The organism is Paenibacillus sp. S28 (genome assembly GCF_016624415.1).
In the GTDB taxonomy this organism is placed as follows: domain Bacteria; phylum Bacillota; class Bacilli; order Paenibacillales; family Paenibacillaceae; genus Paenibacillus_AQ; species Paenibacillus_AQ favisporus.
In genome coordinates this window covers 1-20,249 of sequence record NZ_JACVTM010000025.1, presented here as the reverse complement: position 1 = coordinate 20,249, position 20,249 = coordinate 1, and the positions used below count along the sequence as shown (strand labels likewise).

Below are 20,249 nucleotides of genomic sequence, written 5' to 3'. Positions count from 1 at the left end.
ATATGAGTAAAAGCAGATATCCCGAGGAGGAGTTTGATGAAAAAGACATTCTGCATGTTAATTGCCGGCGTAATTGCAAGTTCATTGTTTATGGGTTCTGTAATGGCTGAATCCCTGGGGAAAAACGATCTTCGATTTAATGCAAACGGTGCATATTTAATTTATTCTAAAGGTAAAATGCCTTACGTGGATCAGAACCATAGAACATTAATTCCGCTAAGGCTAGTCTCGGATCTGATCAACGGCACAATTACATGGGACCAAAAGACAAAGACAGTTGATATGAAGGCCCAGAATTTCGGATTAATTGCGAAATTAGGAGAGAAGGCCGTCACGATAAATGGCAAGAAAATGGTGACGGATACCTCCTTAACAAATAACAACGGCACCGTATTAGTGCCCGCTAAATGGATTGCTGATGGTCTAGGTGCTTCTTTAAAATGGGATGCCGTTAACAACATTGTATCGCTAAACGATAAAAGGTTTTTCCAATCAGGCCATTTGGCACGTATGAATAACGAATCCAATAAGGATACTTCCTTTGATCCTGGGATCGTGCCTGACGCAATTAGTTATGGAAAAAAAGAGGGTGAAGAACAATTAAAGATCCACATTAAAAATATGACAAAAAACACCTATACCAATGGGCAAATCCAAGATCATCTTCTCGTCTATATCAGTCCAAACCATTATATTGAAGAAGGCACAAATGGAGATACGAATAGTGATCGTTCAGGAATCCGGCTCATTGATAAATTTGAACCCCAAAAATCATATGAGTATTTCTTACCGGTTGGAAGACTTGATCGTAAACAACTTATGATCGATACACCACAATACGCTTTTATTCGATACTTTAAATATAAATAAAGGATTACAGTCGGTAACCAACCGAAGAATCCAAAAAAAATAAACAGGCTCACATTAAAAATGAGCCTGTTTATTTTTTTTAGACTGGCAGTTGCCAAGGTCCCCCCGTCGTCTTAAGATTTCGGTGAATCCGAACAGCGTTTTGCGGACAGCCGTTCCCAGCAGTTCATTTTCAGCCCCCTGAACAGGATCATGCTTTGATAACACGTACCAATCATAATGTTACAATTGATGTGGACTCTAACAAGTATCCCCTATAACCATCGAGGGATTTAGTTAGAAAATGACTTGCAGATTGGAGTGAAGAAGTTGAAATTTAAATGGAAGCAATCGTGTTGTTTGTCTGTTATGTTAGCTGTATTTCTTCTAGCTGTTTTCTCACCAAGCACGGTGCAAGCAGCCCAGGTAGCTGTTCACGGCTCGGTTATAATTGATGGCAAAGAACTAAAAATGGACCCCAAGCCGATTGTGATTAATGGCAACGTTATGGTTCCGTTTAGGCAGCTCTTCACATCACTGGGACTTTCGGTCGATTGGGTTAAGACGGACGAAAAGACCCAAACGAGGGTAACTTTTATCAACTGGTTGTTGAAAAGCAGGTAATCGGAAATCACACATTTTTCCGTGTTAATGGTTACTAAAATTGTAACAAGCGATAGTCTACCTTCATAGGTAGGCTATCGCTAATTTGGTACAAACTTAAGATTCTTGGCCTGGTACATCTTATCTTTGTATTCGTAATTGATGATTATTCTTCCCACACTTTCGCCTCCTGGTGTAATAAGAGTGGGAAGGATTGCCGTTAGCTCCCCATTTTGTATTTCGTATTCGATAATGCTACCGTATGCAATATCTTTAAATAGATGGGATGGGTCAATTCCCAACTTCTCAATATTAACAACTGTTCTTTTTTTACCGATAATGATCTCAGCTTTTTTTGCTGTTAATTTAGTCTTTACATTCTTCATAGCCACGATTATCGGGTTATCAACAAAGCTTTCGTTCAAAAATTCACCTGGTGTAGATCGATCTAGATTAAATACATGAACCTCTTTTTCCGATACGCCTGATCCAGCGCCGGTAGTCAGGACAATGATTAGTTCGTTAACTCCATCCTGATTAATATCCGAGTAATAAAGCCCAATATCTCTATTGCTTGAACTTCTCCAGTAGGGGAAATGTCTTACTCCATCTTTAACTTTTAGTTCAAAGTTTGTAAAGTATCCATTTTTTTTTACAGCATAAAGAGTGGCACCAGCAGCTGGTAATGCTGCCACTGGGATTGGCTCTTTATCCAAAATATATACTGTATTTTTACTGCGGTCTAATTGTACATCGTATCCCATTGCTTCCCCCAGAGCCTCAACAGGTACCATGATTTTACCTTTAATTAATTGCGGTGAAAGATCCGATTGAATTTCTTTCTTGTCAAAGATAATTTTAATTGGAGTTTCTGCGAATACAACGTTTGAAACGATTAATGAAGCTAGGACTGACATTGTAACTAGCTGTATTTTCCTCATAATCCGATTTCCGCCTCGTTTTCTTTTATAAATAAGTTAAATTAAGGTTGTTTTTTCCGTTTCCTCCGCTACCACCTATAGTACTCCTAGAACATTTTTTAAAGTGTCCATTCCGAGATTAAATAAGCTGGTGATACTGAACTAATAGTAAGATCTGCATAGGCATAAGCAAGATTCTTACTCGCTGTTAATACCCCGTAAGCAACTAGGATTCCTTGTCCCTTGCTTTCCAAAAAAACCCTCGCCTTGAGCTTCTGCAAAAATAATGCGTGCAAGCAGATCCGCACTATCCCGCCCTGCAAATTCAGACAAGCCTGAACCATCACTTAAACATGCACCGTAATCATATGCCATAGTGTATTACCCCACCTCAAATTACAAGCCAAAGCGTCGTTGAAATAAGGTTGGATCAAGAAACAAACACGTTATTTGCAAGATCAGCGAATTCTGATGGTGTCTCAACTCAAGATTTCCGAGGCTTTGAAGTTCCTAATAAAAATTCCAAGTTGTATTGTGGATCAAAATACCCCATCATTAACGTCATGACCAACCCATGGGTTCCGATTACTACGTTGTGCCCCTTGTATCGGTTCAATATGTCTTTAAAAGTCGCGATCACCCGCTTTTGGCAATTCTCAAGAGATTCTCCTCCCGGCAGCGAAAAACCCGGATCCGAAAACATCCTCCTTACCGTTGGCATCAAATCCTGCTCAGGTACAATTTGGTCTTCGTCTAAAAAGACCAGTTCTTTCAGATCTTCATAAACGTTGATCTCTTTGCCTTGAGCACGTGCTAAATCTTCAATCGTTAACTTCGCTCTGCTATACGGGCTTGAAACAAACGTATCGATTCCCTCGTTCATCAATACTTCAGTAATCCGAATCGCATCCAACTTTCCCTTGTCAGTCAGCCCACGTGTCCTTTCGCTTCCTTCGAGCTTAGGTGATTCGCCATGCCTCACCATATAGATATAGGTTTTCATAAGCACTCCCCTGGAACAGTTCCAAAATTGGTTCTGCTCTTTACTCTAGAAATCCCATACCGCCCAGCTGCATAAATAAGGTGTTATTTAATTTCTTCGCTTTTTCGAAATTCGTTCTCTAAAATACTCATTGTAATGGAGTCATGATACTCATGGTTATAAAAGAGAACCTCTCGCTGGATTCCCTCTTGTATAAATCCTAACTTTTCATATGCTTTTATGGCTCTTGCATTATATGAGAACACGTTCAGTTCAATTCTATGTAGATTCAGCACTCCGAAGCCATAATTCATTAATAATTTTAGAGCCTCAGTTCCAAATCCCTTGCTAAAATCCGCTTGATTAAATAAGGCTATCCGTATATTGGAATTGCGATTTACATAATCTATATCCTGTAGTGCAACCTCTCCAATAATACGATCTTCCTCTTTAAGAACGATCAATAAATGAATACGATCCGTTTCATTCTGTATTTCTTCAATATAATTGTCGATCATCTGTTTTGAAAATACTCTTTGGGTTCCCGTCAATCTCCTCACTTCTTCGTTCAACATGTTCGGGTAATACATATCGGAATCTTCACTTACAAGCGGCCGAAGGTAAAGCCTGTCACTTTCCAATGATCTGTTTAATTGCCGCATAGTCATTTCCCTCCTGTTATTTATATAAAAAATATCCCCAGCTTCTTCATGTTACTTACAAGCCTATAATCCCATTCATTCCTCCATACATCGTAGTAATTTCATTTAATTCCTCAAGTGTTTTACCAAAATAGCTTTGGTCCGCTTCAAAAAAGAATATTAATTCATTATCAATGGATGGATATTCTTTATATCTCCCTTCAATTATGGCTCGTCCTCGATTTTCAATCGTAACGGTCACTTCTAGATCAACTTCGTCATTTGTTAATTTTGCAGTTCCACTGCACTTCTCATATATTTTTTGTAATTGATTCTTAAATATATATATTTCTCCAGTTGAGATCCAAACGGATCCTGAGGCACAGTAACTTCCACTTTTAATGTTTATTGAGCTCTCTGTATCATAACCACCTGAATGAGAGGTGGTATGCGGAAATCCGTGTACTTTCCCAAATTGAATCATCATGTACTGGTTATTCTCACCGTATATTTGAAATTGGTTCATTGTCTTGAGCACCTCAACTCCTAATAAACAAGATCTTCACGCACTTCGACTCCATTCTCATCACAATAATCTCTATATTTTTTGAGTACTGTAAAAATATCGTCTTGACCAATAACTACATTATCATGATCGAAATATTGCAAAGATCCACCCAGAATGAATAAAGTAATGACCTCTTCATCTTCAGTAATAAGTGTATGAATATCCCCAGGCGGTTCAAAAATGAAGGTTCCTGGTTTCGCCATCCAATGACGACCTTCATATCTCCATCGTCCTTGAATGTTGTATCCTATGACAGATCCTCCAGTATGCCGGTGGCGTGTCAGCACTTGATTACTCTTTATCTTAAAGAGATATATCCAGGTGCCGGTGGCAAGATCAAATCGAAGAGGTTTAAAATAACAATTTGCTTCTTTCCCTTCATCGAAAGGAACCCACGGTAAATCTTCAATATCAAAGACCCTTTCAGGTAATTGGAGATCCTCAGCTAATTTTACTACAGCATCTTTAATCAATGGATTCATGGTATAGGTCTCCTTTTATGCTAAAGGTCAGATTCACCGCAAGAATATTATGTGCTGTTGCTTTCTTGATCGAGATGACCCGCCAATATACCTGCTCTTCTGATGATTTCAATTCGTTCTCCTCTTCCTTCGATGTTCAGTATCATGTCTATCGCCGTTTCAAAATTAGTTATGCAGGTTTCAAATAACATCTCTCGTATGAACGAAGCGACCCGGCCTTAGATAACTCCTATCTTAGGCCGGGTCGTGTGTTGTCTGAACCATCTTCCATGATTATACATCTGACAACCAAGGGGCGTCAGCCCCAAAGTGTGATGTAATGGGCCCGCTTCTTCGAATAAAGACAAGACGTCGGCCCGCTAAACGATCTTCTTACTAAAGACCTCTATTTTTATTATTCATATACTAAAACCCAATACTTCTCTCCGGGTTTTCCTTCTTCAACAACCTTTTTCCATCCACTTTTTTCATAGAAACCCAATGCTTTATGATTTTCTGATACACACTTTAATCTTACGGGCTTGCCCATTTTTTCTATAGCATGGTTAACTAATTGAGTACCAACCCCTTTACCGCTAAAATCGGGGTGTACAAATAAATTATGAATAAAGTTCTCAGGTAAATATAAAGATGCGAAACCAAGGATTCGGGAATTTTCTTCAGCTAATAGTATATATTCCTCAGTTGTATCTCTATCAAAATCATCTAAATTCATTTCTTCTGCATTTGCCCAGTGAAAGCTCTTGCGGCGTGATTCAAGATATATTTGTCTTAACTGAGGGTAGTCTATTTTACTTGCTTCTCTGATAATTATAAGATCCATCTCCTATCTACAAAAATTTATGAGTTATATAAACATAATAAAGGATATGGTGAAACCCCTTCAAGCAACAGAATGTCGCGAATGAAATACACATGGAAGATCTATGGGGTAAATAAGTGCGAGTTGGCCGGCAGCAGAGCGGGTAGTCGGTGCAGGGTTGTCTGTTGAGCTGCTTCCCTTGAAGTTGAGGATCCTTAAAATACGGATATATTTTTAAACAAAAGGCTCTTGTTGAAATATAATCATTTAAAAAAGCCACTAACTATGTGGCTTTCAGTCACCAAATAAATGGAATCAAATGATAACGGGTTTTCTGACAATAAACGTCATATCCTTGCAATTCTTTTAATAGAACTTTTTCTTCATCTAAAAGCCTGAGTATTACAAAGATAGTAATAAATATTGCTGGAATCAACCCCCACCACGAACCTAACGCAAGAGGAGTAAATAGTATAACCAACACAGCTCCAGAGTACATAGGATGGCGGACTAACTTATACGGACCAGTCGTTATTACTTTTTGATTCTCTGCTACTTCAATTATGGCAGACGTGTAGGTATTCTCTTTGAAAACAAAGAAAACAATGAGAAATCCTAATAACACTATAAAATTTGAAAGTAATACAATATAAGTTGGAACATTAGACCAATTAAAACGGTAATCTAAGCTCGGAATCATTAATAAACCGACAAAAAATAAAGAACCAGAAATTGTTTGAAATATTTTTTGATTTTTTTCTTTTTCCTCAGCCTTGCTTCTTCGTTCCATTAGCTCTGGGTCCCTTTTCATAAAATATGCGGTAATAATTAACGTTGGGGCAAAAAAGACAATAAAATAAATCCATGCTTCCCAAAAACCAAACCACGACCCAGATGGCAAAAATAGAAACAAAAATATTATGATGAAAAATACTATCAATTTGAGATAAATTGTTTTACTTATCAAAATACTCATACTCACCTCCTTAAGCTATTGTTTAAATAGGTCAAAACTATATTGGGAATTTAGATGTGCGAATAGTTTTAAAGGTTTCGGTCATCTGCGAAAATGAATGAAGTTAGAATCATATCTTTAATATTCGGTTTAGTGGATTCATGTCCTTGTTTATCTACAAACAAGAACCAAGCTAAATAGTTGTCAAGGTATTTACTTGCTACACCTTTTTAACAGAGCCAAACAAAAGACCCGCAGCTACGCGGCTGTAATAAAATCTTTCTTCAGCATGGAGAATATCAATGTATCCGTGATGAACTCACCAAATATATAGTTCCGAAGCAAACCCTCCTGCACAAAACCCAACTTTGTTAAAAGATTTACAGACGAATGGTTTTCCGGCATGACTTTAGCTTGTATTCGATTCATATTCAGCTCATTAAATGCAAAAAGAATAATCGCTTTGAGCACTTCGGTCATGATCCCTTTTCCCCAATAATCTCTTGATAAGTTGTAGGATAAGTTAACCATGGCTCCTCTCACAAAATCGTTCAAAATGCATGTCCCAATAATTTGATCCTCTTCTTTCGTAGCTATTCCCCAAGTGATCATTTCTTTTCTAGTAAATGCATTTTGAAATCGCGTAAATGTCTTGGAGGCTGTCTCGATATTTTTGGGCCCTGGATATCCCCAATATTTTGTTACTTCATGATCTGAGAAATAACTGTAGTATGCCTCGGCATCATCAGAACACAATTCTCTTAATACAAATCTTTCAGTTTCAAGCTTAGGGAAAGAAGTAAATGCATCTTTAAAAGGCATATTGGATCCTCCGGTTTATGGGTTTTTAAAGCTTCATCACTTTCAGCTAACGTTAATGCAAGCTCATATCATCGGGTTGTAAGTATCATTAAATTGATATTCATAGTTGTTATCTATCCGGATATACCCTAATATACAATGCCACCTATCTCTGTAAAAAACACTGGAGTAGTTCTGATTATCCCTATTCCCTTCGGCCACTAAAATTTCATTATCATTGCAAGCCAGTACAATCCCCGTGTGGTCATGTGAATCATTAGATAGTAATTTTTCATAGATCACGATATCGCCACGTTGGGGAGTAAAGCCGTTATGCTTATCAATATGAAAAAAACCAGTTTCAGGTAACTGTGCCCATTCGAGCAACGCTCCTACACCGGCAAGTCGATATTTACCATTAGGGTATCGGATCGGCATTAAAAATCCAGCTTCAAAACAACAATGATACACAAAAGCAGCGCACCAACTGTTCTGTAAAACTTGATAGATGGCTCGGTCCGGCCAATATTTACAAATTTCCCGATATCGCTGATCTCCTGGCAATCCGATGATGTTTGCTCTCCCCAGGTCTTCAGCAATTTCAGCCATTCTCATTCGTTTATCTACGTTACTAAAAACAATTTCTTCTTGGTTGCTCTTCTCAACTATGCAATCTCCCGGGATTCCCAGTTCACGAAAAACCTTCTGCAGTCTGTCGGCATCTTGTTGCTGCACGATACAACCCGGATTTTGAAAATACAAATGCAGAACATATGCATCCTTAATGATTTCATCAAGAGGGCCATGGGTCCGATCTCTGTAATCTCTATAAAAGATCGCCCGTAAAATTGTGACCTGCTCTTCTGTAGTAAAGGCCTTCATTTCTCTTAAAATCGGTCTTACGGTTTCTGCACTATTGATGCCAGGGAATTCTATGATTCCAGTATTAAAGCGGTAATAATCATGAAGAAGGCCACTAATGGCTGCAATTTCTTGATTTTGATCCCTTCTCTTTGCAAGCAGCGAGGCAGTGCTGGACACTCCATATAACTGAGCACAAGCTTCCTGTCGCTGTATTTCACTATCCAATGAACCGATCATCTCTTGAACAAGAATACGAATGCTATCCAACCGTTTATTATTCAAAGCATCGCCTCCATGTTTTAATGCGCCGTTAGGATGTACGCTGATTCTCTATAACGTTCCGTTAATCTACGAACCCTAGAAGATCATCTGTTGTCATATATCCTCCTGTTATTCTAACTTTCTCGATATTCCCTACAAAGCCATTAATCTTTCCTATCCCTTACCACGATGAATAGCGTTGCTAATGGTCCAATTAATAATGATATTAGAAACCAATGAAGTCCGCTTCTGTTCTTTCCTTGTGCTAATCCTGCATTAATTAATGCAAGTGTTCCCCAGCCAACAGTGAATTCACTATTATTCATAAATTAACTCCTTATTTTTGTTAAATCGACGCTGCAGCACTTTGTTAAACGAAGAAACTTTGTAACACCTCAGATCATGTACTTCTTAATTTCACCTTTAAAATGCCTTTGAGATTACATATTTTTAAATTGGTTTAATAAATTCAACCCGATTGCCAAATGGATCCCTGAATTCAAATCTTTCATATCCTGGTATTGCTACAGATTCCAGTATCTCAATACCATTATTGTTAAGCAGCTTTTCCATTTCTTTTAAATTTTCCACTTCATACGCTAGATGGGCTTTCGTTTGTAAACGATCCACTCCATCTTCAGTTCCAATATGTAGTTGTTGATCTCCTACCTGGACCCAAAAACCGCCTCGACCAACTAATGATTCCGGTTTTGAGATTTCTTCCAGTTTGAGAATTCCACAATAGAAGTTCCTGGCCTCTTCTTCTTTTCCCTTCGGAATTGTGATTTGGGCATGATGAAATCGCTTTATCATATCAATGCTCCTTTTGAAGAATTGTTAATATATCGCTTCGTTCATACATGTAACGTTCTCATATTCACGAATCGTAATTAGAGATTTCTATTAAGTTTCCATCTGGATCTCTAAGATATACCGACGTGATCGATCCTAATGCTCCTGTTCTTAATACAGGACCTTCCTCAATGATTACGTTGCAATTTTTTAAATGATGTATGACATCGGGTATTTGATCGTCTGTTATAAAACATAAATCAGCAGAGCCTGGCATAGGCGTTTTCGCTTTTGGTTCAAACTCTTTGCCTGCTTCATGTAGGTTTATTTTCTGCTGCCCAAAATGCAATGCCTTTCGTCCTTCTCCAAATGTTACCGTTCGCATTCCTAAGACCCGGGAATAAAATTCACATGTTTGATCAATATTCGAAACAGTCAACACTAAATGATCTAAACGATTGATGTTTATCTTAATCAGCCCCCATTTTTTAAAGTTTTCTTGCTTTGATCACGAAGGTTACCGGAAACATCTTCGCTCTTTTTACCAAATCATCATTTGCATCGTGCAATTGTATGATTTCTTTGTCAGTTTCTTCAATCATTTGTTCAATAACAAACCCTGCTTTCGCCAACGCATTGATGTAGGTTGATAGTTTACGGTCAGATAAGGTTAGTTCGCCTTGACAAAAATCTGGAGATACCGAATACCAAGATTCATCAAAATAAGGCTTGTTAATAGCAAATCTATTATTTTCTTGAACAACACATCGGTGTATAGGATGAGACCAGCTGAAAATAAATATGCCGTCTTTTTTTAAATAAGAAGCGATCCGGCAAAAAGTGCCTTCAAGGTCGATTGTCCAACCTATGGCGTAAATTGAATAAACAACGTCAAAATATTTTGCGGGTATGCCACACTCTTCTTCCATGGGAGAACAGATCAATTTTGCTGACAGGCCGCACGCCGTCAAATACTGCTTTGCCTTTTCAATTTGTTTTTCTGATATATCGATTCCCCATAGTTCAGATGCTTTGCGATCCCCGTGATATTGCAAGGATTGACCGTTTCCACAACCAATCTCTAACATCTTTTTTCCGGAAACATCACCAAAAAGTTGGCACTTTTCTTCTGAAACAAAGGCCCCATAATAAGGAAGCACGATGGCTTTTAAAAAGTTATTTCCTTTCGTATCCCAATAGAAGCTGTTTGTTTCATGAACATGATGCTTATTCAATCTATTGTCCTCCTCTTCTTTCGATACCCCTCGGCCAAACCGAAGGGCGAATGCCCCACAGCGCGAATATGCTGTTATACGAAATCCCCTTCTTCAACGAAAAACTTGCTGTCATTCGTGAAGCAGCTCTTGTACTTGTTTTTCAATTAGGGTTGCCACACTTCCCATATGTTGCCGTCAGGATCAGCGAACGTTATGTTCGGTCCGCTTGTTACTCGTTCACTTAAAATGTTCACTCCGTTTTCCTTGAATCGATTGGACAGTTCTTGAATTCTCGGAGTAATAAAACATGCCATTGCATGGGGTTTGCCGTTGTCCAATGACCATGAAAAACGTAATCGACCGCCTTCTTCGTCCGATTGGTGAAGGAACAATGCAGGTACGACTTGCCTTAAACCAGGGGAAGGCAGGTTTCCATTACGATCGGGAAGATTCAATACAGCCATCTTCATTCCAGGCTCAACAAGGTCGTTGTTTGCGGGTTGGTACCCTAAATTCTTTTGGTACCATTGAATAGACTCGTAAACATCGTTTACTGGTACGTAAATACAAGTGATACCCGTAATGTCTTCCAGGCTTTCTTCCACTTCGTTTCCCTTATTTTCGTTCATATCAGTTCCTCCCTCTCATCATTGGTAATCAACTTTGATATATATGTAACAAAGACCAAGTGCTGCGAACACTTGGTCAGTACAAATGGCTTGGATGGTTTATTCCCCTCTAAGTAAGTACAGGATAAAACCCACCTTCGGCCTCAACCTTTGGGTGGGTTTTTACTTTCTCTAGTTGTTATTATGATGTATGGTGAAAGAACAAGAATGAAATCCATGCCCACCTAAGATTCGATTAGTTATATTTTACCTTTTATCATATTTACGCTCAAGGTTCTTATAGAATGCCTGAGATCTCTTTTTTGCTCATCTCGTTGCACCTTATGGATAACAAAAACGTCTATCGACGTACCTTCAAAGAAGACAGACCGCGTTTAGCGGAAGTCTTTCTTGCGAGATCAGGAAGCAGAAGCTCTGAAACTTATACTTTCTGATCTCTTAACAAAAAAGAGCCTCACACAACTCGTGTGAAGCCTCTCATCTACTTCATGTTTCCTACTACTTTCACTCGCAGTCTCGTCGCATTTCCTGGATGATAAGCCAGCGGGGTTTCTTCCACTTCCACAAGCTCAACCGTTGCCGGATCAGCGCCAGCCAGCACCGCCTGCTTCACGGCTTTTTCTTGCGCATCTCTTAATGAATCCTCACGGGGCTCTGTAGAATAAATATAAATTTGTTCATATTGTCCGCTGATTTGAGCTATACATGCGCCAATGGCGTTGGCTACGCCCCCGTTCTCAGGCTTAATCATATGGGACACCCCGCGAATCGTGTCCGGTATAACGACACTGCCGCCGCCTACCAAAACAAGCTCAACGTCTCCCGAGGCTGTCTTCATTTTATCAATGGCCTGCTCAATGATGGCTGCAATTTCAGACTGCACATTTTTAGCGAAGTCTTCATCCAGATGCGCTACCAAGCTCTTATCCCCGACATCCGCGAGACCCAGCCGAACGGCAATGTCGGTTGTCGTCAGCGTATGCCCGCCAAAAACCAGCGCTTCCTGTCCAATCTTGTATCCTACGCTGTCAGGGCCAACCGTAATTTTGCCGTTCTCCGAGCGCACAATGCTTCCGCCGCCCAACCCGACGGAGATAATATCCGGCATGCGGAAATTCGTGCGGATATCGCCAACCTCGACCGCAACCGTGGATTCTCTCGGGAAGCCGTCCTGCAACACCCCGATGTCCGATGTCGTCCCTCCCACGTCGAGAACCATCGTATCTTTGATCTTCGCCAAATAAGAGGCACCGCGTATGCTGTTCGTCGGCCCGCATGCAATGGTTAGGATCGGAAATTGCTTAGCGTAATCGATCGACATCAGGGTACCGTCATTCTGGCATAGGAACACCGCTGCGTCTGTGATGTCCTCTTCTTCTAACGCCTGCACAAATCCTTGGGTCGTCGTTTCAATCACCTTGCATAAGGCTGCGTTCAGTATGGTCGCATTTTCCCGTTCAATTAAGCCGACAGAACCAATCAATGAAGAACAGGAAACAGGGAATTCAGGTCCGTATACTTGATGGATGAGATCGCGAATCTGGAGCTCCTGATCATTTTTAATGGATGAGAACACACCAATAACTGCGATGGACTCGACGCTGCTCCCCCATTCCTCTAAAAGAGCTGTAATTTCAGCTTCATCGACTTCTCCAAGTACTTGGCCGTCATATTCATATCCACCATGAACGAGAGCATATTTACCCGACAGCTTCTGAACCATATCCTCAGGCCAGGACGTGTACGGAGCAACGGAGGCCGTTGCCGGATAACCCAGACGAATGACGCCGACTTGCGCCAGCTTTTTACGCTCCACAATGGCATTGGTGCACTGTGTTGTGCCTAACATGGCATGCGTGATTTGGGTTTTATCAATATTCGATTCCTTCAGCAAATTCCGGAGCGAGGTTTCAATCCCTGTTTTAATATCTAAACTTGTTGGGGATTTAACCGCATGAATCAAATGATGATTCTCATCCAATATGATGGCATCTGTGTTGGTGCCGCCTACATCGATCCCGATTCTATACATTCTCAGCCACCGCCTTTTTCACCAGTTCCTCAATAGCAACATAATCGTAATCATATCCGAAGTATCTTGGTCCTACCGTCTGGACTCCCTTTTCCGTTCTCCACTTTTCATGAGCGGGCAGTCCAACCACCCGTACGCGTTTACCGTATTTCAGGCTCTCCGTGGTTACAGGCGACAAGGTTTCGTAATCAACCAGACAGATCAAATCGGGGGTCATCGCTACCACTTGACCGTTCTTTTCAGCAATCAGGTTTTCATTTTGAAAATGAACCTTCATCTCGCCGCCTTTAAACGCCTCGATTCCTTCAAGATGCATTTGGCCGAGGTTAAATCCTCCCTTGGTTTCCCGGATGACATCCACAATTTTGCCTTGGAAAAGTTCATAGCCGGACACAAGTCTCAGCAGTTCTTGAAGCTTATCGCCTGCGTCCCGATTCTTCGATGTAATGATGGCTCCGATCTGTTCGGACAGGGTCACGATATGATGAACGCCGCTCTGCTTGATTTGAGCACCCGTTGCCGGGTACAGGCTCACTAAAGCACTGGCGCCCATTTCGACCGTGGCCACTCTGGCGAGCCGTTCTGTCCATTTATTATCAATGGTCTCAAAGATGCCGATGTTCCCTTTTTCATCCGTAATCGCCATCGGTGTCGCCGGAATGCCGTCCAGGTTAAACGTGACCATTTGCAGCTCCGGGAATGCCCGTCCCATACCGTCACAGTCGATCAGAGGCAATCCCAGCTGCGCCGCAACGACGATGGGAATCATAGAATTGACGCCTCCCGCCTCCATCGGAAACGTGCCGGCGATCTGTTCTTTTCCCAAGTAATTCGCTAATTTTTGAAAAACCTTAACAAACTCGTCCCCTTTAGGGAATTTCTCCACTAATACGGAAGGCGCCCCCATCATCGCGGCCGGGATAAAAAAGTCCTCATCCTGAATCTCATCGACGGAGAACAGTTTTACAGGTCCAAACTTCTCAATGGCCGAGAGAGCCATCAATTTGCCGATGTAAGGGTCTCCCCCTCCGCCGGTTCCTAAGAATGCTGCGCCGACGGCGATGTTTTCAACAGCTGCTTGATCTAAATATCTCATTTACGTTTCCTCCAATATGACTGTTTTCCGAGCCGATAAACGATAGCCTGCATAATAGATGACAAAAGAAATGACAATCCCGATCAACGGCTGATTCGGTAACTGCGGCAGGCTTGGGAACAGGGATAACACAACAGGGGTACAAGCGATGACCGCGCCCACAAGCCAGGAAATGACGCCCAGTATATTCACGCCTTCGACCTCATGCCACCGGCTCTTATCCCCTTTGCCAAGCACCCAGTAAGATGCGATCATCACGCCTGCCACCGGCGGAATCATGGCCGACAGGATGGACATAATCGGCGTAAAATAGTTGAGTATGCCAACGACAGCCAGTACCGTCCCAATCGTTCCGGCGATGCCGACGGCCCATTTTTCTTTTTCCTTTGATACGTTGAACACGTTTATTAAGGCAAAACCGCCTGAAATGGCATTCACGAGGTTCGTCTTCCATGTAGCGAGGATCAAAACCACACCGCCAATAAACGGAGTCGTGATGCTCAAAAAGGTTGCTGTAATATCGCTGGCCTGGTAAGCAATCGTCAGGACGGCTCCTGCACCGATCATCAGCAAGCCTGCTGGGATAATTCCGAAAAGGGCGGCTTTCAGGACATCGGACCGTTTTCTCGAAAATTGGGAGTAATCTCCCGCGATAACCGCTCCCAAGGCAAACGAACCCAGGGTTACCGCCAGTCCGTCCGTAAAGCTCATAGCTCCATGTGGCTTAAAATTCTGAATGATCTGCAGGGATTCACCGGTCAATGCTTTGATAAGACCAAATACGCTGATCCCAATCAATAAAGGAACGGCAATATAGCTGATAACGCGCAGCACTTTAACGCCATAGATCGCCGAGACGACCATCACAAGACCACAGATGAGAGAAGCCAACGGAACCGGGACACTCATTCCACCTACGGCTAACAAATTAGCCAAGGCCGCACCGCACACATTCGCCTGAATTCCGAACCATCCGAGGCACGCAATGGCGAGGATGATCGAAAGAATCGTCCGCGATCCTTGTTTGCCGAACACCTGACCCGCAACCTGAACCGTCGGTCTTCCCAGCTCCGTGCTTTGAATCCCCTGCAAAATCATGAGCAATACAATGATGGAGTAACCCACCAACGTGACGAGCAGCGCTTTCGACAATCCCATGCCTGCCACCAGCGTGTTTCCCACCAATAAACTGGGGATGCTGATGACCGCGCCGGCCCAGATGATCCCGAGACTGAACCAGGATTGATGCTCTTTAACGGCTTTCATATGATCTCCCCTCCTCAACCTTGTTCGTCCGAATTGTTTTTTCTTATTGTAAAAGATGAAGCCGGGCAGCGTCTTTTTCAGAAAACAAAAAAAAATCCGATGTTTTTGTCTGATTCGACAAAACATCGGAACTTTTTAGTTATGGATGAGACGGTAGACCATGCAGGCGGTATAAACATCGTACGATTCCGAATTGATGGTCACATCATATCCGATGAGCTCGCAAATTTTTTTAATGCGATATTTCACCGTATTTTTGTGGACGAACAACAGCTTGCTGCAGTCATCCATATTCCCCTTCGCATCCAGAAGAAACGTCATCAGGGTTGTCAATGCGTCAGGGTCATCCAACAACGGCTCAAGGACAGACAAGTATTCTTCCGTGATCTCTTCCCCTTGTTTGCTAAGGTCAATGGCCCGATTCATCGAACGGACTTCAGCCGCGGTGTATAATTTGCGGTGATGGTAGATGCGGTGTACCTCTTTAGAGGCTTCGTTGACGAGCTGGTACATTCGGCGTACGTCCTGCGTGTTCCGCATCCTCGGAGAATATACGATGCTCGATATTTCAGCGATGAGACTCGTGGTTTCGATATATTCCGCTGCGATTTCAAACTCATTGTATTTATAGGAACAATTCCCCAGCAAAACGACAATGCAGTGATCGATCGTTTGAATGACCGCGGTTTTATAATATTGCGAGAGATGCGCTTTTAAGTCTTCCCTTATCCTTCTTTCCTCCGACAAATCCTGAATGTACACGAGCCACATCATTTGGATGGCGGAAACGTCGATATACAGCAAACTGGCCAATCTGCGCATTTTTTCGCTTTCATCATTTACGATGGCTTTAACCAGAGCGTATTCGCTGACCTCGTTATGCTTATCTCCCCACAAATTGATGGCCACCTGCACCACCTCGCTGATTTGATCCATTGTCTTCGGCGGCAGCTTCGTATTTTCTTTAATGATAAACAGGTAAAGGGCTTCCCCGTTTTTTTGCTGAACACGTTTGTATTCAACAAAGCAGGACGAATCCAGCTCCCCTTCTCCCGTTCTGCCGTTCAAAATGGAAGGCGCCATAGACCGGATCAGATCCCCAACAGGGAGCGATGAATTGCGCGGCCACATGACACGATTGATGATATCCAGGTTGCTGTTTGTCAGAATGATATTCGCTTTCATCCGGTCCGACAGCAGTTTAAGGGTAATTTCCACGCTCCGCAAATGTTCCGGCAGCAGCGATACCTTTTCCAGTGATTCATTCACGAAATGCTCATTCACATTCTGATTGCTGACGATCGCCTCCATGACTTCATAAATGACTTCATTATACCGGAGGGAGTAATCGTTTCTCGGCATGCAAATGATAATAAAATTCAAAGATTCGGCCAGTTCGAGCACTTCATCGGCGATATCTGGCATCACAATGCCGACATAGTAGAGAATCAGCCCCACTTCACCCAGGTCATGCAGGTACTGAACGGTTTTGCACTGCTGCTCTACGCTGTCCTTTATGGAATAAAAAGAGCTGATGACCAGCTCTTCGGCATACCACTCTTCTTGAACGGTCTGAATAATTTGCGAAAAGAAATTAACATCCGCCACCTCTAAAACAGATAAAGAGGATACGGTCTGATGAAGCCTGCTTGTTCCAGTGACCACCTGTGCTCCTCTAAATGAAGGCAGCTGCAGTATATCTTTAACGGTTACCCCAATTCAACCACCACTTTTTTGTCGATTCAAGCTGCTCCTATACTTCAATCTGTACGATAGCTTGATCATATACTTCTCTACATCTGTAACAGATAATATTAGTATAACCCTCGTTATGATAAGCAACCAAGTATGTTCCTTTGCCAACTATGAAATTTTTTGTATACCCGGTTTGGCTCACTAAGATGCTGCGTCTAAAATCGGCTCGTACAAATATCATCCCCTGTTGAGGACTTCTTACTGTACAATTAATTTATAAGTCTTTCGGGGGTGTTCCTGCATGAAGTGGAGTAATGTTCGTAATATCTACCCTAATCGGTGGGTACTAGTTGAAGCTCTTGCCACTCATTCTAACAATCACCAAAGAACTATTGAAGAAATGTCGGTTGTTTCTGAATATGATGACCCTAAGGATGCATGGGCTTCATATAAAAAACTTCATTTGTCAGAGCCTACTAGGGAACTCTATATATTCTACACTGGAAATGAGTATATTGAAGTCATTGAGCAGCCCTTTACCGGAATCAGAGGTCTGCGATGAAAATCCATCTTGTGAATGGTCTGCCTATTGTTTCTCTCCCTCTATCTTACAAGAATAAATCAACTCTTCTCGATAATGTCCTGCTCGATACCTCTGTTGCCGGCCGCAACGCGGTAAGGTTCTCAGGGTTGTCAGCTGCTGAGTCTGCATCAAACAAAATGTATCATGAGTAAATAGTGGTTCCATGGTTTATTTCCCCTTCTTTCTACTGGGATTCCTCATTAACATTTGGCATTCCTGACGTTCAAGCAGCTTAAGTGACTGCAGGTAACGGGTCGTCAGAAGACTCTTAGCGGGTTGAATGTATCGCCCGATTCCACTACTTAGAGATTCTTCTTGGTGATTAAGGGTGATGCCCGAAGTATGAATTCTGTGTTATCCGAAGTAACCGACTCCTCCGAAATATACCTAACCTACACTTATCAATTGTTTTTTGAGCAGCATGATCTGGCCAATATGATATGCATTATGAATACATAAATTTGATACTACTCCCCACCAAGGAGCATTGAAATATGAGGGGATTTCTTTTATAAGTTTATGATCTTCGCTTTCCTCAAGTGCCCTATTCCAACTTTCAAAGACTGTTTCAAGTCTCTGTAAGGTCTTCTTCCACTCAAAATCATTTATTGTATGTGGATTCACATAAAAAGTATCATCATTGTTTATTGAACTTTCCAATTCAAATTGTTCAACGTTATATCTCTCAAGCCACTTCTCATTCCAAAATATGAGATGATTCACGATCGACCAAATTGATTGTTTACTTTCATTTTCCCATGTAGCTTGTGTAGCATTTAAATCTTTTAAAATTTCATGGAGTGGAATGAACCAACTCTTATCGTTGTAACAGGCGTTTAACTGGTCTATGAGAATAGATCTATAACTCATCCTTCTACCTCACTTTTCTATTAATCTTTCGTTTTTTTCGGGTAACGTTTGGGTATTCACGAAGCCAAGAGACTTTAACGACTGGAAGGAGTAGGTGTGTCAGCACTTAGTCACGCCTAACGTTTTTGTATTCACTAAACGACCCAACCTTAGATGGCTCTTATCCTAGTATGGGTCATTTGTTGTCTGAGCTAATTCTATGATCATACATCTGACAACCGAGGGCGATAGCCCGAAGAGTGAATACAGTGTTATGCTCCGTTACTGTCTTCGAAGATTCCAACTCTATTTTTTACTTTGGTATATAAACTCAACTTCACGATCTAGCAAATATCGATATTCAAATAATTGCATTGTTCTTTCCCTAATTCTCTCTCGTTCATCCTTGGCTAGGCTTACCGATCCTTGTGTTCCAAGGTAACCATTACTAATAAATGTCTTCTCTACAAATGTTGTTTCCTTTAAATGATACTGTAACCATTCTTTCTGCGATTCAATTAGTGCTTCTCTTGGTTCTCTATCCAACTTGGGAAGAAGCTTATTATATATTTGATTCAACTCTTTATCCCAAATCTCTGTATATTTGCCTTCCAACGCACCCCATCGCAATGTTGTGATATCCTCTTTGGAATTTACTAATTCATTTAATTCCACTTCATAATCATGATCTATAGGATTTCGAAGCATTTCATCATAAAATTCTCCTTTCAAATCATAGTTCCCAATGCTCATGGATAACACTTCATTGTTAGAAGGATCTGATCGACCTTCAGTTATTCCTTCCGATTCTGCTCCATTACCTGTACTCACTACATCAGGAGGCAGTTCAGAGTTACTTATTGATCTAGTTTCGCTGTTCAAGGTAGCTGATTGACTAGTATTTTGACAAGATGAAAACACTATTGTAATAAAAAATAATAAGAGTATCTTACCTTTCATAAATGATCTCCTTAAATATTATCTTTAATATTTACCGGTAATGGTGCATAACTCCCATTCTAAGAATGTCGCATACTCCTTCCTTTCCCACCGAGTGTGCGATATTCGTATTACATTTGTATCTCCCATGGTATTCGAAATTACCAAATTATTCAATTCGATAATCGATCCAGCTGACTCAGTATACGGCGGACATCTTTGATACTGACATGGGTGTAGATTTCGGTGGTATGGGAGCTTTCATGCCCTAATAATTTTTGAATGTATCGGAGATCAGTACCTACTTCCAGAAAATGTGTGGCGAAAGAATATCTCAGGGTATGCACCGTAACGGGCTTACCATTTCTCTTGCCTCTTTGGTTTTTTTTGTTAGTCGTCGATGGGGGGGCGGGGGGGGGGGGG

At 41.4% G+C, this 20,249-nt stretch carries 25 protein-coding genes and 1 pseudogene; 3 read left to right on the top strand and 23 right to left on the bottom strand.

The features are described from left to right. Positions 1–36 precede the first annotated feature (36 nt). Positions 37–870 (top strand): copper amine oxidase N-terminal domain-containing protein, encoded by an 834-nt coding sequence (locus IAE55_RS31435; RefSeq protein WP_145160586.1) that lies wholly within the window; start codon positions 37–39, stop codon positions 868–870. Positions 871–1,179: 309 nt separating this feature from the next. Then, positions 1,180–1,473: a stalk domain-containing protein gene (locus IAE55_RS31430; RefSeq protein ID WP_145160588.1), complete on the top strand. Its 294-nt coding sequence runs from the start codon at positions 1,180–1,182 to the stop codon at positions 1,471–1,473. An 80-nt stretch (positions 1,474–1,553) separates the two neighbouring features. Here the strand turns inward: IAE55_RS31430 and IAE55_RS31425 are convergent, their stop codons facing one another. From IAE55_RS31425 to IAE55_RS31335, 20 genes and pseudogenes are all read right to left on the bottom strand, one after another. Beyond that, entirely contained in the window at positions 1,554–2,393 is an 840-nt protein-coding gene (locus IAE55_RS31425) for a stalk domain-containing protein (protein ID WP_200634805.1), read from the bottom strand. Positions 2,394–2,570: 177 nt separating this feature from the next. After that, positions 2,571–2,747: a hypothetical protein gene (locus tag IAE55_RS31420; protein WP_186381985.1), complete on the bottom strand. Its 177-nt coding sequence runs from the start codon at positions 2,745–2,747 to the stop codon at positions 2,571–2,573. A 109-nt stretch (positions 2,748–2,856) separates the two neighbouring features. Further along, complete coding sequence (locus IAE55_RS31415; protein WP_145160592.1) at positions 2,857–3,375, bottom strand: histidine phosphatase family protein; 519 nt, start codon at positions 3,373–3,375, stop codon at positions 2,857–2,859. An 83-nt stretch (positions 3,376–3,458) separates the two neighbouring features. Further along, positions 3,459–4,016 carry a GNAT family N-acetyltransferase gene (locus IAE55_RS31410; protein WP_200634804.1) on the bottom strand — a complete coding sequence of 186 codons (558 nt, stop codon included), beginning with the start codon at positions 4,014–4,016 and terminating at the stop codon, positions 3,459–3,461. 55 nt (positions 4,017–4,071) lie between these two features. Continuing rightward, positions 4,072–4,521, bottom strand: coding sequence for a WapI family immunity protein (locus IAE55_RS31405; protein WP_200634803.1), 450 nt, complete (start codon positions 4,519–4,521; stop codon positions 4,072–4,074). 20 nt (positions 4,522–4,541) lie between these two features. After that, positions 4,542–5,045 (bottom strand): 2,4'-dihydroxyacetophenone dioxygenase family protein, encoded by a 504-nt coding sequence (locus IAE55_RS31400; protein ID WP_200634802.1) that lies wholly within the window; start codon positions 5,043–5,045, stop codon positions 4,542–4,544. 394 nt (positions 5,046–5,439) lie between these two features. Continuing rightward, positions 5,440–5,859: a GNAT family N-acetyltransferase gene (locus IAE55_RS31395; RefSeq protein ID WP_200634842.1), complete on the bottom strand. Its 420-nt coding sequence runs from the start codon at positions 5,857–5,859 to the stop codon at positions 5,440–5,442. Positions 5,860–6,145: 286 nt separating this feature from the next. Then, a complete protein-coding gene (locus IAE55_RS31390; RefSeq protein WP_200634801.1) occupies positions 6,146–6,823 on the bottom strand; it encodes a methyltransferase family protein in 678 nt (225 codons plus the stop codon). Positions 6,824–6,860: 37 nt separating this feature from the next. Next, positions 6,861–7,032, bottom strand: a pseudogene (locus IAE55_RS34030) (IS1595 family transposase); the annotation flags it as partial. Positions 7,033–7,060: 28 nt separating this feature from the next. Further along, a complete protein-coding gene (locus IAE55_RS31385; protein WP_200634800.1) occupies positions 7,061–7,624 on the bottom strand; it encodes a GNAT family N-acetyltransferase in 564 nt (187 codons plus the stop codon). Between the two features lie 63 nt (positions 7,625–7,687). Further along, the gene (locus IAE55_RS31380) at positions 7,688–8,749 is read right to left on the bottom strand and encodes a CHAP domain-containing protein (protein ID WP_200634799.1); all 1,062 of its coding nucleotides are present in this window, start codon (positions 8,747–8,749) and stop codon (positions 7,688–7,690) included. Positions 8,750–8,892: 143 nt separating this feature from the next. Further along, the gene (locus IAE55_RS31375; protein WP_200634798.1) at positions 8,893–9,054 is read right to left on the bottom strand and encodes a hypothetical protein; all 162 of its coding nucleotides are present in this window, start codon (positions 9,052–9,054) and stop codon (positions 8,893–8,895) included. A gap of 124 nt (positions 9,055–9,178) precedes the next feature. Then, on the bottom strand, positions 9,179–9,541 hold the full coding sequence (locus IAE55_RS31370) for a VOC family protein (protein ID WP_116231992.1): 363 nt from the start codon (positions 9,539–9,541) through the stop codon (positions 9,179–9,181). A 64-nt stretch (positions 9,542–9,605) separates the two neighbouring features. Next, complete coding sequence (locus IAE55_RS31365) at positions 9,606–9,989, bottom strand: VOC family protein (protein ID WP_145946752.1); 384 nt, start codon at positions 9,987–9,989, stop codon at positions 9,606–9,608. A 19-nt stretch (positions 9,990–10,008) separates the two neighbouring features. Then, positions 10,009–10,755: a class I SAM-dependent methyltransferase gene (locus IAE55_RS31360; RefSeq protein ID WP_200634797.1), complete on the bottom strand. Its 747-nt coding sequence runs from the start codon at positions 10,753–10,755 to the stop codon at positions 10,009–10,011. Between the two features lie 146 nt (positions 10,756–10,901). Then, the gene (locus IAE55_RS31355; RefSeq protein ID WP_200634796.1) at positions 10,902–11,366 is read right to left on the bottom strand and encodes a VOC family protein; all 465 of its coding nucleotides are present in this window, start codon (positions 11,364–11,366) and stop codon (positions 10,902–10,904) included. A 481-nt stretch (positions 11,367–11,847) separates the two neighbouring features. Further along, positions 11,848–13,398: a hydantoinase/oxoprolinase family protein gene (locus IAE55_RS31350; protein ID WP_200634795.1), complete on the bottom strand. Its 1,551-nt coding sequence runs from the start codon at positions 13,396–13,398 to the stop codon at positions 11,848–11,850. Next, positions 13,391–14,494 carry a DUF917 domain-containing protein gene (locus IAE55_RS31345; RefSeq protein ID WP_200634794.1) on the bottom strand — a complete coding sequence of 368 codons (1,104 nt, stop codon included), beginning with the start codon at positions 14,492–14,494 and terminating at the stop codon, positions 13,391–13,393. The genes IAE55_RS31350 and IAE55_RS31345 overlap by 8 nt, the downstream gene beginning before the upstream one ends. Then, positions 14,495–15,760, bottom strand: coding sequence for a cytosine permease (locus IAE55_RS31340; RefSeq protein WP_200634793.1), 1,266 nt, complete (start codon positions 15,758–15,760; stop codon positions 14,495–14,497). A gap of 135 nt (positions 15,761–15,895) precedes the next feature. Then, entirely contained in the window at positions 15,896–17,425 is a 1,530-nt protein-coding gene (locus IAE55_RS31335) for a PucR family transcriptional regulator (RefSeq protein WP_442793364.1), read from the bottom strand. Positions 17,426–17,756: 331 nt separating this feature from the next. On the opposite strand from IAE55_RS31335, the gene IAE55_RS31330 reads away from it, so the two are divergent. Further along, positions 17,757–18,017 carry a hypothetical protein gene (locus tag IAE55_RS31330; protein WP_105445995.1) on the top strand — a complete coding sequence of 87 codons (261 nt, stop codon included), beginning with the start codon at positions 17,757–17,759 and terminating at the stop codon, positions 18,015–18,017. Positions 18,018–18,425: 408 nt separating this feature from the next. Here IAE55_RS31330 and IAE55_RS31325 read toward each other — a convergent pair whose 3' ends face one another. From IAE55_RS31325 to IAE55_RS31315, 3 genes are all read right to left on the bottom strand, one after another. Beyond that, positions 18,426–18,908 carry a DinB family protein gene (locus tag IAE55_RS31325; RefSeq protein ID WP_105445996.1) on the bottom strand — a complete coding sequence of 161 codons (483 nt, stop codon included), beginning with the start codon at positions 18,906–18,908 and terminating at the stop codon, positions 18,426–18,428. A gap of 285 nt (positions 18,909–19,193) precedes the next feature. Next, entirely contained in the window at positions 19,194–19,847 is a 654-nt protein-coding gene (locus tag IAE55_RS31320; protein ID WP_105445997.1) for a lysozyme inhibitor LprI family protein, read from the bottom strand. Positions 19,848–19,999: 152 nt separating this feature from the next. Next, on the bottom strand, positions 20,000–20,249 hold a 250-nt coding region (locus IAE55_RS31315; protein WP_234490007.1), incomplete at its 5' end, for a tyrosine-type recombinase/integrase.

What these genes read in the sequence shown, in the direction of transcription:
- IAE55_RS31435 (WP_145160586.1), top strand. Translation starts at nt 37, where the DNA reads ATGAAAAAGACATTCTGCATGTTAATTGCCGGCGTAATTGCAAGTTCA.
- IAE55_RS31425 (WP_200634805.1), bottom strand. Translation starts at nt 2,393, where the DNA reads ATGAGGAAAATACAGCTAGTTACAATGTCAGTCCTAGCTTCATTAATC.
- IAE55_RS31420 (WP_186381985.1), bottom strand. Translation starts at nt 2,747, where the DNA reads ATGGCATATGATTACGGTGCATGTTTAAGTGATGGTTCAGGCTTGTCT.
- IAE55_RS31415 (WP_145160592.1), bottom strand. Translation starts at nt 3,375, where the DNA reads ATGAAAACCTATATCTATATGGTGAGGCATGGCGAATCACCTAAGCTC.
- IAE55_RS31410 (WP_200634804.1), bottom strand. Translation starts at nt 4,016, where the DNA reads ATGCGGCAATTAAACAGATCATTGGAAAGTGACAGGCTTTACCTTCGG.
- IAE55_RS31405 (WP_200634803.1), bottom strand. Translation starts at nt 4,521, where the DNA reads ATGAACCAATTTCAAATATACGGTGAGAATAACCAGTACATGATGATT.
- IAE55_RS31400 (WP_200634802.1), bottom strand. Translation starts at nt 5,045, where the DNA reads ATGAATCCATTGATTAAAGATGCTGTAGTAAAATTAGCTGAGGATCTC.
- IAE55_RS31390 (WP_200634801.1), bottom strand. Translation starts at nt 6,823, where the DNA reads ATGAGTATTTTGATAAGTAAAACAATTTATCTCAAATTGATAGTATTT.
- IAE55_RS31385 (WP_200634800.1), bottom strand. Translation starts at nt 7,624, where the DNA reads ATGCCTTTTAAAGATGCATTTACTTCTTTCCCTAAGCTTGAAACTGAA.
- IAE55_RS31375 (WP_200634798.1), bottom strand. Translation starts at nt 9,054, where the DNA reads ATGAATAATAGTGAATTCACTGTTGGCTGGGGAACACTTGCATTAATT.
- IAE55_RS31370 (WP_116231992.1), bottom strand. Translation starts at nt 9,541, where the DNA reads ATGATAAAGCGATTTCATCATGCCCAAATCACAATTCCGAAGGGAAAA.
- IAE55_RS31355 (WP_200634796.1), bottom strand. Translation starts at nt 11,366, where the DNA reads ATGAACGAAAATAAGGGAAACGAAGTGGAAGAAAGCCTGGAAGACATT.
- IAE55_RS31350 (WP_200634795.1), bottom strand. Translation starts at nt 13,398, where the DNA reads ATGTATAGAATCGGGATCGATGTAGGCGGCACCAACACAGATGCCATC.
- IAE55_RS31345 (WP_200634794.1), bottom strand. Translation starts at nt 14,494, where the DNA reads ATGAGATATTTAGATCAAGCAGCTGTTGAAAACATCGCCGTCGGCGCA.
- IAE55_RS31340 (WP_200634793.1), bottom strand. Translation starts at nt 15,760, where the DNA reads ATGAAAGCCGTTAAAGAGCATCAATCCTGGTTCAGTCTCGGGATCATC.
- IAE55_RS31330 (WP_105445995.1), top strand. Translation starts at nt 17,757, where the DNA reads ATGAAGTGGAGTAATGTTCGTAATATCTACCCTAATCGGTGGGTACTA.
- IAE55_RS31325 (WP_105445996.1), bottom strand. Translation starts at nt 18,908, where the DNA reads ATGAGTTATAGATCTATTCTCATAGACCAGTTAAACGCCTGTTACAAC.
- IAE55_RS31320 (WP_105445997.1), bottom strand. Translation starts at nt 19,847, where the DNA reads ATGAAAGGTAAGATACTCTTATTATTTTTTATTACAATAGTGTTTTCA.